General features: G+C 46.6%; 12 protein-coding genes. 11 read left to right on the plus strand and 1 reads right to left on the minus strand.

The annotated features are described in order from the left end of the window. Positions 1-12: 12 nt before the first annotated feature. The 10 genes from lysA to AABI20_RS03055 all read left to right on the plus strand — a co-directional run bounded on the left by lysA (position 13) and on the right by AABI20_RS03055 (position 10,393). Entirely contained in the window at positions 13-1,314 is a 1,302-nt protein-coding gene (gene lysA / locus AABI20_RS03010; protein ID WP_047974961.1) for a diaminopimelate decarboxylase, read from the plus strand. 108 nt (positions 1,315-1,422) lie between these two features. Next, a complete protein-coding gene (dapD, locus tag AABI20_RS03015) occupies positions 1,423-2,133 on the plus strand; it encodes a 2,3,4,5-tetrahydropyridine-2,6-dicarboxylate N-acetyltransferase (protein WP_338346734.1) in 711 nt (236 codons plus the stop codon). An 88-nt stretch (positions 2,134-2,221) separates the two neighbouring features. Continuing rightward, on the plus strand, positions 2,222-3,376 hold the full coding sequence (locus tag AABI20_RS03020; RefSeq protein ID WP_288846490.1) for an N-acetyldiaminopimelate deacetylase: 1,155 nt from the start codon (positions 2,222-2,224) through the stop codon (positions 3,374-3,376). A gap of 99 nt (positions 3,377-3,475) precedes the next feature. Then, a complete protein-coding gene (gene dapA, locus AABI20_RS03025) occupies positions 3,476-4,357 on the plus strand; it encodes a 4-hydroxy-tetrahydrodipicolinate synthase (RefSeq protein WP_288846337.1) in 882 nt (293 codons plus the stop codon). Next, positions 4,354-5,118: a 4-hydroxy-tetrahydrodipicolinate reductase gene (gene dapB / locus AABI20_RS03030; RefSeq protein ID WP_338346735.1), complete on the plus strand. Its 765-nt coding sequence runs from the start codon at positions 4,354-4,356 to the stop codon at positions 5,116-5,118. Before dapA ends, dapB begins: the two co-directional genes overlap by 4 nt. Positions 5,119-5,195: 77 nt before the next feature. Then, the gene (locus AABI20_RS03035) at positions 5,196-6,404 is read left to right on the plus strand and encodes an aminotransferase class I/II-fold pyridoxal phosphate-dependent enzyme (RefSeq protein ID WP_288846333.1); all 1,209 of its coding nucleotides are present in this window, start codon (positions 5,196-5,198) and stop codon (positions 6,402-6,404) included. 96 nt (positions 6,405-6,500) lie between these two features. Continuing rightward, positions 6,501-7,028: a hypothetical protein gene (locus tag AABI20_RS03040; protein ID WP_047974955.1), complete on the plus strand. Its 528-nt coding sequence runs from the start codon at positions 6,501-6,503 to the stop codon at positions 7,026-7,028. Positions 7,029-7,038: 10 nt separating this feature from the next. Beyond that, positions 7,039-8,226 carry a pyridoxal phosphate-dependent aminotransferase gene (locus AABI20_RS03045; protein ID WP_338346736.1) on the plus strand — a complete coding sequence of 396 codons (1,188 nt, stop codon included), beginning with the start codon at positions 7,039-7,041 and terminating at the stop codon, positions 8,224-8,226. A 91-nt stretch (positions 8,227-8,317) separates the two neighbouring features. Next, a complete protein-coding gene (gene asnS, locus AABI20_RS03050; protein ID WP_288846329.1) occupies positions 8,318-9,628 on the plus strand; it encodes an asparagine--tRNA ligase in 1,311 nt (436 codons plus the stop codon). Between the two features lie 63 nt (positions 9,629-9,691). Beyond that, the gene (locus AABI20_RS03055) at positions 9,692-10,393 is read left to right on the plus strand and encodes a DnaD domain-containing protein (RefSeq protein ID WP_338346737.1); all 702 of its coding nucleotides are present in this window, start codon (positions 9,692-9,694) and stop codon (positions 10,391-10,393) included. A gap of 41 nt (positions 10,394-10,434) precedes the next feature. Here the strand turns inward: AABI20_RS03055 and AABI20_RS03060 are convergent, their stop codons facing one another. Continuing rightward, the gene (locus AABI20_RS03060; protein WP_047974952.1) at positions 10,435-10,731 is read right to left on the minus strand and encodes a hypothetical protein; all 297 of its coding nucleotides are present in this window, start codon (positions 10,729-10,731) and stop codon (positions 10,435-10,437) included. A 26-nt stretch (positions 10,732-10,757) separates the two neighbouring features. Here AABI20_RS03060 and AABI20_RS03065 point away from each other — a divergent pair, with 26 nt between their 5' ends. Further along, the gene (locus tag AABI20_RS03065; RefSeq protein ID WP_047974951.1) at positions 10,758-11,897 is read left to right on the plus strand and encodes a THUMP domain-containing class I SAM-dependent RNA methyltransferase; all 1,140 of its coding nucleotides are present in this window, start codon (positions 10,758-10,760) and stop codon (positions 11,895-11,897) included. Positions 11,898-12,100 lie beyond the last annotated feature (203 nt).

Consider the following 12,100-nt stretch of genomic DNA (forward strand, 5'->3'; position numbering starts at 1 on the left):
GGAAAGATTCTTATGTCAAACCACTTGCAAGTAAACGACCAAGACCAACTCATGATTGGCGGCGTGTTAGCCACTGATTTGGCCAAGGAATACCAAACGCCACTGTACGTTTATGATGTTTTGACCATGCGCGAGCAGATGCGCGCCTTCAAGCAGGCCTTTGAACAATCCGGTCAAAAAGGGGCCGTTGCCTATGCTTCCAAAGCATTTGCTTGCCAGGCCATGTACCAGGTAGTTGCTGAAGAAGGTTTGCACTTGGACCTTGTTTCCGCCGGTGAAATCTACACGGCGGTGGCCGCCGGCTTCCCGATGGCCAATGTTTCTTATAACGGAAACAACAAGTCACTGGCTGATTTGACCTTTGCCGTTGAATCCGGGGTTGGTACGATTATCGTTGATAATTTCTTGGAACTTGACCTCTTGCACCGGGTTATGGCCGGCCGAGAGGGACAACAAAATGTGATTTTGCGAGTGGTTCCTGGCGTGTCAGCCCACACTCATGATTACATTCAAACCGGTCAAGTCGACTCCAAATTCGGTTTTGATTTGGAATCTGGTCAAGCTAAGCGAGCTTATGAAATCGCTGAAGGCGATGAAAGCTTGCACCTGCTTGGTTTGTCAGCCCACATCGGTTCTCAAATTTTTGAGGAAGATGGCTTTGAATTAGCCGGCCAGAAATTAGTTGACCTGTGTGCTTCATGGGATTACCAACCAGAAGTATTGGACCTTGGCGGTGGCTTTGGAATTGCCTACACGGATGCTGATAAGCCACGCCTACCAGAAGACCTCGTTTTGGCCTTACTGAAGAGCGTCCAGGAACAAACGGCTAAGAAGGGCATGACCCAACCGGATATTTGGATTGAGCCAGGGCGTTCAATCGCAGGACCAGCCGGTTACAGCTTGTACACCGTTGGTTCTCGCAAGGATATCCCGGGTGTGCGGACTTACTTGGCCGTTGATGGGGGAATGGGTGATAACATTCGTCCAGCCCTTTACCAGGCTGATTATCAGGCGGTCTTGGCCAACAACGTTCATGGAGCGCCGGCAGAACATGTCCGCTTAGTGGGTAAGTATTGTGAGTCGGGGGATGTCTTGATTCAAGATCAAGAATTGCCAGCAACAGAGCCAGGCGACTTGGTCGCCGTTTTGAATACCGGTGCTTACGGGTACTCAATGGCTTCCCGCTACAACCGCAATCCTGTGCCAGCCGTGGTTTTTGTTGAAAACGGCCTCTCACAACTGGTGGTAGAAGGCGAAAGCCTAGCTGATTTGACCAGCCATGACCGGGCTTACCAGTTACCTGGCAAGTGGTAAAATCAGCAGTGGCAAGGTTTGGTTGATTTCATTAACCTACCTTGCCCGACTGAAAGAAACAATTAGATTTAAATAAGAAGAAAACAACTCGAAAAGGAAAACAAAAACATGACTGAAATGGATACAGCGGCGATTATTAATTACTTGGCAACTTCTAAGAAGAAGACACCGGCAAAGGTGACCTTAGCAGGTGATTTGGCTCAAATTACTTGGCCAAATGATGTGCAAGCCTTTATTGAAGAAAAAACTGGGACTGTATTTGGTGATATGCAGGTTATCCAACCAATTTTGGATGACAACCAGGCAGCCATTACTGACTACCACGTTGAACTAATTGCCCGTAATTCCGGGGTGCCATTGTTGAACACCCAGCACTTGAATGCCCGCATTGAACCAGGGGCCTTGATTCGTGACCGAGTTCAAATCGATGACCAGGTCGTGGTTATGATGGGGGCGGTGATTAACATTGGTGCCAAAATTGGTGTTGGATCGATGATTGACATGGGCGCTGTTCTGGGTGGCCGAGCTGAAGTTGGAAAGAACTGCCATATTGGTGCCGGTGCTGTTTTGGCAGGTGTGATTGAACCTGCTTCAGCAGAACCTGTCCGTGTTGGCGATGGTGCTTTGGTTGGCGCCAACGCCGTTGTCATCGAAGGGGTTCAAGTTGGTGCCGGAGCGGTTGTTGCCGCAGGTGCCATCGTGACAGAAGACGTTCCTGAAAGAACGGTTGTGGCTGGTGTACCGGCTAAGGTCATTAAGCAAATCGATGCTCAAACAGAGCAAAAGACGGCCTTGGTTGCTGCCTTACGCGATTTGTAAACACAAAGTTTGCTAGCAAACGACTGGAAGATGGCCGCGCAACCTAGCTGATTAGAGAGAAGTTTTCATGGTCCATGAAAGGGAGGCTTTGATGTCCGATTCAACAATTAATTTAGCGCAGGTTCGGCGCGACTTACACGCCATTCCAGAGTTGGCTTTGCATGAAGTACAAACGCAACAATATTTGAAAAAAACAATTGCCGCCTTTGCGAGTGATTTCTTAACAATCAAAGAGGTACCAGAAGTTGAAACGGCCCTGTTGGTCCGCTTGGCGGGATCAAATTCGGAGAAAACAATTGGCTACCGGGCTGATATTGACGCCTTACCAATTGAGGAAGAAACAGGCCTGCCTTTTGCTTCGAAACACCCCGGTGTGATGCATGCCTGTGGTCACGATATTCATATGACGGTTGCCTTGGGAATTTTGGCTTACTTTGCAAAAAATCAGCCTAAAGATAATCTGATTTTTATTTTTCAACCGGCAGAAGAATCCGAGGCCGGGGGTAAACGTTTGTATGAAGCCGGCGCGCTCACGGGTGATTTTAAACCAGATGAACTTTATGCCTTGCATGACCAGCCAGCCATGCCGGCCGGTCAGATTGCAACCAAAAAGGGTACACTTTTTGCCGGGACAACGGAGATTCATCTTCAGATTGTTGGCCAGGGTGGTCACGCAGCCTATCCCCAGCAGGCTAAGGACGCTTTGGTTGCCGCTGCTGCCTTTGTCAGCCAGGTGCAAACCGTGGTTTCCCGCAATGTTGACCCCATTCATGGTGGGGTCGTGACAATTGGATCCTTTCATGCCGGCACGATTGGCAACGTCATTGCTGGTGAAGCTAAATTAGCTGGGACGATTCGGGCCTTTACCCAAGCGGACTTGGAGATGATGCAAAAACGGGTCCGCGCAATTGCGGATGGGATTGCCGTTGCCTTTGGTGTTCAAATGAACTTGGAGCTCATTCAGGGTGGTTATTACCCGGTTGAAAATGATCCAAAAACAACGGCAGCCTTTATGGCTTTTATGGAAGAAGATCCGGAAGTTGACTTTGCAGAAGCACAGCCGGCAATGACTGGCGAAGACTTCGGCTTCCTACTAAATAAGTTCCCAGGCACGATGTTTTGGCTTGGGGTTGGTGACCCCAAACACAGCCTCCATGATGCCCGGCTAAACCCCGATGAGCAGGCCTTAAACGCCGGTGTTCAGGCAATGGTTGCCTATTTTAAACAACGAATGGCCCAATAAGTAGCACCCAGGTAAACTGATTTTTCAGCTTGCCGGTTAAAAATGATGAAAGAAATACAAGAAATCGCTATAGCTAAAGATGAAAGAGGATGGCTTTTGATGATGACAGCAAATTTGATTACCGCATTAATTACCCCATTTACCAGTCAGGACGAAATTGATTATGAGGCTTTGGACCGTTTAACGGATAAGTTATTGAGTGAAGGAACGCAGGGCTTTGTCATCGGTGGTACAACCGGTGAATCACCTACGTTGACGGAGGAGGAACGCCTGTCCTTGTACCGTCACTTTGCCCAGTATGTGAACGGCCGGGGACCTGTTATTGCTAACGTTGGGACAAACAACACGGCAGAGTCCGTGGCCTTGGCTGAGACAGCCAGCCAAATCGAGGGTGTGACTGGCATTTTGGCTGTTACGCCTTACTACAACAAGCCCGATCAGGACGGCATGATTGCCCACTTTACGGCCATCGCCAATGCCAGCCAAGTACCATTGATGTTGTATAACATTCCTGGTCGATCAAGCGTTTCATTGACGAATGATTCTGTCTTATTCTTGGCTCACCATCCAAATATTAATGCGGTTAAGCAAGTGACTTCAATTGATGACTTGGCCGTTTTGGTTGATCAAGCGCCAGAAGGCTTTGCTGTTTACACCGGTGAAGATAGCCAAACATTGGCGGCAAAGGCCATTGGCTGCGCGGGCACGATTTCGGTGGCATCACACCTCTATGGTCGTGAGATGCAGGCACTCTTTGCCGCTCTTGAAGCAGGTGATGTAGCCTTGGCGGGTCAGTACCAACGCTTCTTAACACCACGGATGAATGTTTTGTTCTCTCATCCATCGCCAAGTCCCATAAAGGCCATCTTAGCTAAGCAAGGCTTGATTGAAAATCAGTTACGTTTACCATTGCTGCCATTGACTGAGCAGCAAACAGCAGAAGTAGAGGCCGTATTAGGCCGGCAAGGAGTTGTTGCATGAAAACCGTCTTTCTCGCAGGCGCCCAAGGGAAAATGGGCCAGTCGATTGAAAAGTTGATCGAGGACCAAGCTGATTTTTCATTAGCTGGCCGCTTAACGACTAAAAGGGCGCTCGACCAACAGCCGGATTATCAAGAAGGCACTGTTCCAACCTTTATCGACTTAGCAGACATTAACGTCAATGCTGATGTTTGGGTTGATGTGACTAATCCTGCTGTTGCCTTTGAAAATGGCCAATACGCCTTGACTCATGGTTTTGACTTGGTAATGGGGACGTCTGGCTTACAAGCAGATGATTTTGAAAAATTGCGAGCCTTGGCCTTGGAAAATGACCAATCTTCCTTGGTTGTTCCTAACTTTTCAATTACAGCGGTTTTGTTGATGCAGTTTGCCGGTCAAGCAGCTAAGTACTTGCCTGCAGCCGAAATCATCGAGGCCCACCATGAGGACAAGGTCGATGCACCATCTGGGACGGCAAAGGCCACCGCTGATTTGATTGTTGCTGCTCGTCAAGAAGAACCTGCTATTCCACATTCGGACGCTTTGGCCCGTGGTGATCAAAGTCAGGGAGTACCGGTGCATGCCATGCGTTTGCCAGGCATCTTAGCCGAGGAGACAGTTGTCTTTGGTTCTGCTGGAGAAACGTTAACAATTAAACAATCCACAAATAATCGTTCGTCTTTCATGACTGGAGTCGCTCGTTCAATTCGAAAAGTCGATGAAATTGATGGATTAGAGATTGGATTAGATAAAATCCTCTAATTTATTTTTAATAATATGGTAGAATGGTGCAAAGCAATGTAAAAGGATTTGTTTAGAATAGAATAGGAGTGGTTTTCATGGTTCAAGTCAAAGAAAGTTTGTCGAAGCAGTATAACCAATTGTTCGAGATCGTGCCGCCAGCGGCCATCCGAGCAGTTGACATCAAGTTGTCCGCAGTTCCGGATATCATCAAGCTCACCCTTGGTGAACCTGATTTTGCGGTTCCAGATGTAGTCAAGGAGGCCGTTAAAAAAGCGGTTGATGATAATGACTCACATTATGCGCCTTCACAGGGAACTTTGGCTTTGCGTCAGGCTATTTCCGACTATGTTCATGAACGTTTGTCTGGTCCAGTCTATGATTCAGAAAGTGAAATTTCGGTGACAATCGGAGCTTCAGAAGCCATCTATGATTCATTGTCTGCACTCTTTAACCGCGGTGAAACAATCTTGGTGCCAACACCAACATTTTGTTTCTATCAAGCTGAGGCCTTGCGCCTTGGCTTGAAGGTGGTTGAAATTAACACGGCGCCATCTTATCTGTTTACGGCAGAAATGTTTGAAAAGGCAATTCAAGAGCACCCAGAAGCAAGGGGCTTGGTTTTAAACTTCCCTGGTAACCCAACTGGTGTTACCTATGATGAACAAGAGCTTAAAGATTTGGCTGTAGCCATTAAGAAGACGGATATCTTAGTTTTGTCGGATGAAATTTATGCGGAATTGACTTATGGTCAAACACATAAGTCGATTACGAACTATATTCCAGAACAAACCATCTTGATTAGTGGTTTGTCAAAGTCACATGCAATGACCGGTTACCGAGTTGGCTTTATTGCCGGTCCAAAAGCTTTGATGAAGATGGTTGGCTTGGCCCATTCCGGTGTTGTCACGACAGCGCCCGGACCAATGATGGCCGGTGCTCTAGCTGCCTTAACAGAAGCCAGGGAAGCGCCAAAGGCAATGCGTGATATCTACCAAAAGCGCCGCGATATTGTCCTAGCTGGCTTGAAGGAAGCGGGCTTTACGGCTCCAACACCAAAGGGTGCCTTTTACATTTTTGCTAAGATTCCTGATTTCTTGCCACAAGACGATGAAGCCTTTGTCTATGAATTAGGTGAAAAGGCCAAGGTAGGAACAATTCCTGGTTCTGTCTTTGGGGCCGGTGGTGAAGGCCACGTTCGCATTTCTTACGCCACTTCGACTGAAAAATTAGAAGAGGCCATGAAGCGAGTGATTGCCTACGCCGAGGCTGCTAAGGAAGCAACTGAACTTTCAACAGCAGAATAACGATTAAATAGCCATGAGCTTGGATATTATCCAATTTCTTGGCTATTTTTTTGCTATAATGAACAATAGTTATGACAAATCGGAGAAAGAATTTTTATGGAAGTTCACGACAACTTACGAGTCAGAATGGCCCGGCCCAAACGTTTTTCTTGGGTTAAATTTTTTATCGTCTTGGTGGCAATTTTCTTGATTGTGGCTGGTGCCATTTATGCCTACGCCTACATGGCATTACAGCCGATGGCCAGAGCTGAATCTAACGTGCAAAAAACGGTTAGTCAAAAAACATCTTTGACGAACCTGCATGGTGTCACAGAAGATGATCGCAACGGCACCATTTATGCCGTGCTTGGTAAGGATAGTGATGGCCAGCAAAAAGTAGCCTTGGTCAAGGGACAGCACGGAACTGTCACGACCTTTGACTTTGGCAATGGCCTGTCACGGGCTGATTTATTAAAGCAAATCAAAGCCAAATACAATCCAAAGAAGGTTTACTCGGCCAATTTGTCGCTCTACCAAAAAACTTTGGTCTGGGAAATCAGCTATGAAAGCCAAAATGGCGACATGAACTATTTGACAATGGATTACAAGACCGGTGCCGTTTACCGGGCAATTAATGGAATTTAGGGAGAAGATGATGTTGCAAGCAAGTGATTTTTCAAAGCGGACCCAGGCTGTTCAACCCTCAGCCACACTCGCAGTTTCTAAAAAAGCCAAGCAGATGGCGGCCGAAGGAATCGACGTGATTAACCTTGGCGTTGGGGAACCTGATTTTACGACGCCCAAGGCCATTAGTGAAGCGGCTATTGAAGCCATCGAAGGCGGTCAAACCTCTTTTTACACGCCCGTCGGTGGGATTTTACCATTAAGAGAAGCAATTGCTGAACAAATGACCGAGAAAACGGGGCAGGTTTTGTCGCCTAACCAGGTGACGGTGACTTCCGGTGCCAAGTTGTCTTTGTACACGATTATGCAGGTACTCTTAAACCCCGGTGACCAAGTTGTAATGCCCGAACCCTATTGGGTTTCGTACGTTGAACAGGTTCGCTTGGCGGGTGGGGTTGCCACCACTGCTAGGCCCAAGACGGCAGCGATGAAGTTGACGCCAGCTGACCTCGATGAGGTTGCCGGACCCGTGAAGTTGATTATTCTTAATAATCCTTCCAATCCAACTGGCCAGGTCTATAGTCGAGATGAAGTTCAGGCACTTTTGGACTGGGCCGACGCCCACGATAGTTTCCTTTTGTCTGATGAAATTTATGGTCAATTGGTTTATAACGGGCAAACGTTTACGTCAGCTTTGTCTTTGAAGGAAATCAAGGACTCCCGCTTGATTATTGTCGATGGGGTTTCAAAATCCTATTCGATGACCGGTTGGCGTCTTGGCTGGACGATTGCCGATGAAAAAATCATTGCTGAAATGAATAAGCTTTTGGGCCACATGACTTCGAATCCGGCCGCCGTTAGCCAGTATGCTGCCTTGGCCGCCTTAACGGTCGACCAACAAATGGTTGAAGATATGCGGACTACCTTTGAGAGTCGGTTGAATGCAACCTACGATAAGTTAACGGCTATTCCGGGCTTGTCTGTTGCACAAAAGCCAGAAGGGGCCTTTTACCTCTTCTTTAAGGTTGATCAAGATCTTTTGGACAAGCTGGGCCTAAAGTCAACGATTGACTTTGCCACTGCGCTCTTGGAGCAGGCTCACGTTGCCATTCCGGCCGGTGAAGGTTTTGGAATGCCGGGCTATTTGCGCCTATCATATGCTAAGGATCAAGAGACGATTAATGAGGCTCTGAACCGTATTTTGGCTTTTGTTCAGTAAGTTTTTGTCCTAGTTGACGACTGCCAAAATTTTTATCATAATAAAGTTAATAAGTAAAATGTGAGGAGTAGGGCATTAGCCCGAATAATTTATGAGTGAAACAACGATTCCAACAATCCAAATTGTCGATGCACCAAAGTACGTCGGCCAAACGGTAAAAATTGGTGCCTGGTTACGGCAAAAGCGTGGGTCCGGAAAGATGGCCTTCTTGCAATTGCGTGACGGAACTGCTTTTTTCCAGGGCGTGGTCGCCAAGGCTGACGTTTCAGAGGAATTGTTTAATTTGGCCAAGGATTTGAAGCAGGAAACATCATTGTATGTGACCGGCGAAATTCATGCAGATGATCGGTCATCATTTGGCTACGAAATCAGCATTACCGGCTTAGAAGTCATTGGTGAAAGTCATGATTACCCAATCACGCCCAAGGAACACGGTACGGAATTTTTGTTTGATGAGCGCCACCTCTACTTGCGTCACATCAAGCCATTTGCCACATTGAAGATTCGCAACACCTTGATTGCAGCCACTTACGAATTCTTCAACCAGGAAGGTTTCATCAAGTTGGATGCTCCTTTGTTGACTGGTTCGGCTCCTGAAGGAACGACCGACTTGTTTGAGACCGATTACTTTGGTCAATCAGCTTACTTGTCACAAACCGGACAATTGTACGCCGAAGCGGGTGCTATGGCCTTTTCAAAGGTCTTTACTTTTGGACCGGCCTTCCGTGCCGAAAAGTCAAAGACACGGCGTCACCTAACAGAATTCTGGATGATTGAGCCTGAAATGGCTTTTATGCACCAGGAGGAATCCTTGGAATTGCAGGAACGCTATGTTGCCTTCTTGATTGAAAAGGTTTTGGAAAGAAATGACCAGGAATTGGACTTGTTAAACCGTGACAAGGATTTGTTGCGCTCTTACACGCAGTTACCATTCCCACGCGTTTCTTATGATGATGCCATCAAGTTGTTGCAAGAAAACGATTTTGACGTGGAATGGGGTGTTGATTTTGGTTCACCTGAAGAAACTTTCTTGGCTAACCATTTCCACAAGCCTGTCTTTATTGTCAACTTTCCGAAGGCAATCAAGGCCTTCTACATGAAGCGCCATCCAGACCGTGATGATGTCGTTATTTCCGCTGATTTGTTGGCACCAGAAGGCTACGGTGAAATTATTGGTGGATCCGAACGTGATACGGATTACGACTATTTGAAAGCTCAGATTGAAAAAGAAGGTTTGGACATGGATGAGTACGGTTGGTACTTGGACTTGCGTAAGTATGGTTCTGTGCCACACTCAGGCTTTGGCCTTGGATTAGAACGAATGGTGACTTTCGTGACTGGCGAAGAACATATTCGCGAAGCTATTCCATTCCCACGGATGACGCACCGCTTGCGTCCATAAAGCAGACAAAAAGCGCCCAAGGGTACCTTGGGCGCTTTTGTAACGATTGATAAGGAGGGTTTGATGGACGATAAATTACAGGCCTTCTTGCAGGCCGGGAGTACTAGCCTGGAAAACGCTTTACTCGTGCATTACCAGGATTTGGGTTTTGACAATGATGATTTGGTCCTTTTCTTGCAGGTTAAACGCCTCCAAGACCAGGGCGACCAAGCCGACCCGAAGGTTGTTGCTCGGATAATGAAAGTCACAGAAAAAACGGTTGTTAGTCGACTGATGTCGATGGTTGATCGTGGGTTAATGAAGGTTGCCGGTCAAGGACGCCAGGGTGAAATCTATGATTTTTTGCCACTTTACGACCGCTTGCTACACGGCCAGGGTCTTAGGCCGGCCAATAATGTTGTTTCGGCTGGTGAAAAAAGCCGTCAAGAAGTTGTCCGGATTTTGCAGGGAGAATTTGGTCGCAACCTTTCTCCTCTGGAAATGCAAACGGTGGCTCAGTGGTTTGACCAAGACCACTTTGATCCAAACATGATGGTCTTGGCGATTCAAGAAGCAGTCGCTAATAATGCTCGAAGTCTGCGCTATATTGAGGCCATCCTGGTGAACTGGCAACGTGATAATTTGGCCTCGCCTCAGGCGGTCCAAATCGCCAAAGAAAAGCGCCGTGGTGTGGTTTATCAAGCAAGGCCGGCCAATGATCAGGGGCAAAATCAGCCTGAAAAAAAGCAGCCAATTGTGCCAACTTTTAAGTTAGATGACCTCTAAAAACATTGAAAACGTAGTCAAAAGCTGAGAAGCGGTTGATTTTATTGTAAAATTAAGCGACCGAGGTTATCCTGGTGAAAACCTAGTAGAGGTTTGGGGCCAGTCTGGTCGACCAGGCAAGCCAGTTTTATTTTTGGACTGACCTGGCTGAGCCGCGTTTGCAGTTGGCCAAGTGTTAATGGCTTTTTGCCAGCGACAAAGGCGACTTCGCTTTGTTGGTTGAAAAAGCGTAATTGCGCCAGGGGCCTGATTTGGTCACGGTCGTCTTTGACTTGGCCAAACACTTCGGTTTGATTTGGTAGGTAAGTTGTTAGGGCAAAGAATTCACTGAGTATCATAGTATTTATATTATAAAAGGAAAATGATGGAAAAGAAATATCGTTTAATGGCAACAGTTGCGGCGGGCTTGGAGTCCGTCTTAGGCCAAGAATTAAAGGACCTGGGCTTTGATGTTCAGGTTGAAAACTACCGAGTCTTCTTTGAAGGGACTCAGGCCGATATTTTACGGGCTAATTTGTGGCTCCGGACTGCTGATCGAGTGAAAATCGTGATTGGTTCCTTTCATGCCACAACCTTTGATGAGCTTTTTGAGGGCATCAAGGCTTTGCCGATGGAAGATTACCTCAATTATGACTCAGAATTTCCGGTGGCGGGAAGGTCTCAAAAATCAGCTTTGCACTCGGTGCCAGATGTCCAGTCAATTACGAAAAAAGCGATTGTTTCCCGCTTGCAGGAAGCCTTTCACGTTCGGACTCGTTTACCAGAAACTGGCTTTTTTGCACAATTAGAAGTGATGGTGGCCAAGGATGAAGTCATGTTGACTTTGGACACAACCGGGCCATCACTCTTTAAGCGCGGTTACCGAGTTGAAAAGGGGCCAGCGCCATTGAAAGAAAACTTTGCGGCAGCCTTAGTGCTGTTAACTAATTGGAAAAAGGACTTACCCTTTGTCGATCCAACCTGCGGTTCTGGAACGATTCCGATTGAAGCTGCTTTGATTGGTCGCAACTTAGCACCAGGTTTGACCCGTGACTTTGATATTGAAAAGATGGACTGGTTTGACCACAGCCTTTCGGATACGATTCGTGATGAGGCCGAAGATCAAGCCGATTACGACACGCCATTGAATATTCGCGGTTATGATATTGATCCGAAAATGGTCAAAATTGCCCAAGAAAACGCTAAGCATGCGGGTTTGTCTCAAGACATTACCTTTGAGGCTCTGGCTGCTGGTGATTGGCAAACAGAAGAAGAGCGTGGCGTCTTAGTGGCGAACCCACCATATGGTCAACGACTCGGTGAACTTGAAGAAGCCGAAGGGCTTTATAAGCAGATGGGAGCGGTTTATAGTCGTCTGCCTTACTGGTCGAAATATATCCTAACTTCTGACCTATCATTTGAAAAAGTTTTTGGTCAAAAAGCGACGAAAAAGCGCAAACTGTTTAACGGGCAGTTACGGGTCGATTATTTCCAGTTTTGGGCTAAAAAAGCCGAAAAAAAGTAAAATATTCCAAATCATAATAAAAAGCAGCAAAAAAAGATTGTCATTTGACAATCTTTTTTTGTGTTTATTTTCAATTTATTTTCTTAAAATTAATAAAAATTAAAAAGTGAGAGGGATTTTTTCTTGAAGAAGATTGAAAGCATTATCGTTACAAAAGTGATTATTTTAAAATAATAAAAGAAACCGTTTTCTTTTTAAATTTG

Origin of the sequence: Fructobacillus cardui, from assembly GCF_963580785.1 — a bacterium.
GTDB lineage: Bacteria > Bacillota > Bacilli > Lactobacillales > Lactobacillaceae > Fructobacillus > Fructobacillus cardui.

Excerpts from the sequence above, each read along its gene's own strand:
- AABI20_RS03040 (WP_047974955.1), top strand. The coding sequence starts at position 6,501 with ATGGAAGTTCACGACAACTTACGAGTCAGAATGGCCCGGCCCAAACGT.
- dapD (WP_338346734.1), top strand. The coding sequence starts at position 1,423 with ATGACTGAAATGGATACAGCGGCGATTATTAATTACTTGGCAACTTCT.
- dapA (WP_288846337.1), top strand. The coding sequence starts at position 3,476 with ATGATGACAGCAAATTTGATTACCGCATTAATTACCCCATTTACCAGT.
- AABI20_RS03065 (WP_047974951.1), top strand. The coding sequence starts at position 10,758 with ATGGAAAAGAAATATCGTTTAATGGCAACAGTTGCGGCGGGCTTGGAG.
- lysA (WP_047974961.1), top strand. The coding sequence starts at position 13 with ATGTCAAACCACTTGCAAGTAAACGACCAAGACCAACTCATGATTGGC.
- AABI20_RS03045 (WP_338346736.1), top strand. The coding sequence starts at position 7,039 with ATGTTGCAAGCAAGTGATTTTTCAAAGCGGACCCAGGCTGTTCAACCC.
- AABI20_RS03035 (WP_288846333.1), top strand. The coding sequence starts at position 5,196 with ATGGTTCAAGTCAAAGAAAGTTTGTCGAAGCAGTATAACCAATTGTTC.
- AABI20_RS03060 (WP_047974952.1), bottom strand. The coding sequence starts at position 10,731 with ATGATACTCAGTGAATTCTTTGCCCTAACAACTTACCTACCAAATCAA.
- asnS (WP_288846329.1), top strand. The coding sequence starts at position 8,318 with ATGAGTGAAACAACGATTCCAACAATCCAAATTGTCGATGCACCAAAG.
- dapB (WP_338346735.1), top strand. The coding sequence starts at position 4,354 with ATGAAAACCGTCTTTCTCGCAGGCGCCCAAGGGAAAATGGGCCAGTCG.
- AABI20_RS03055 (WP_338346737.1), top strand. The coding sequence starts at position 9,692 with ATGGACGATAAATTACAGGCCTTCTTGCAGGCCGGGAGTACTAGCCTG.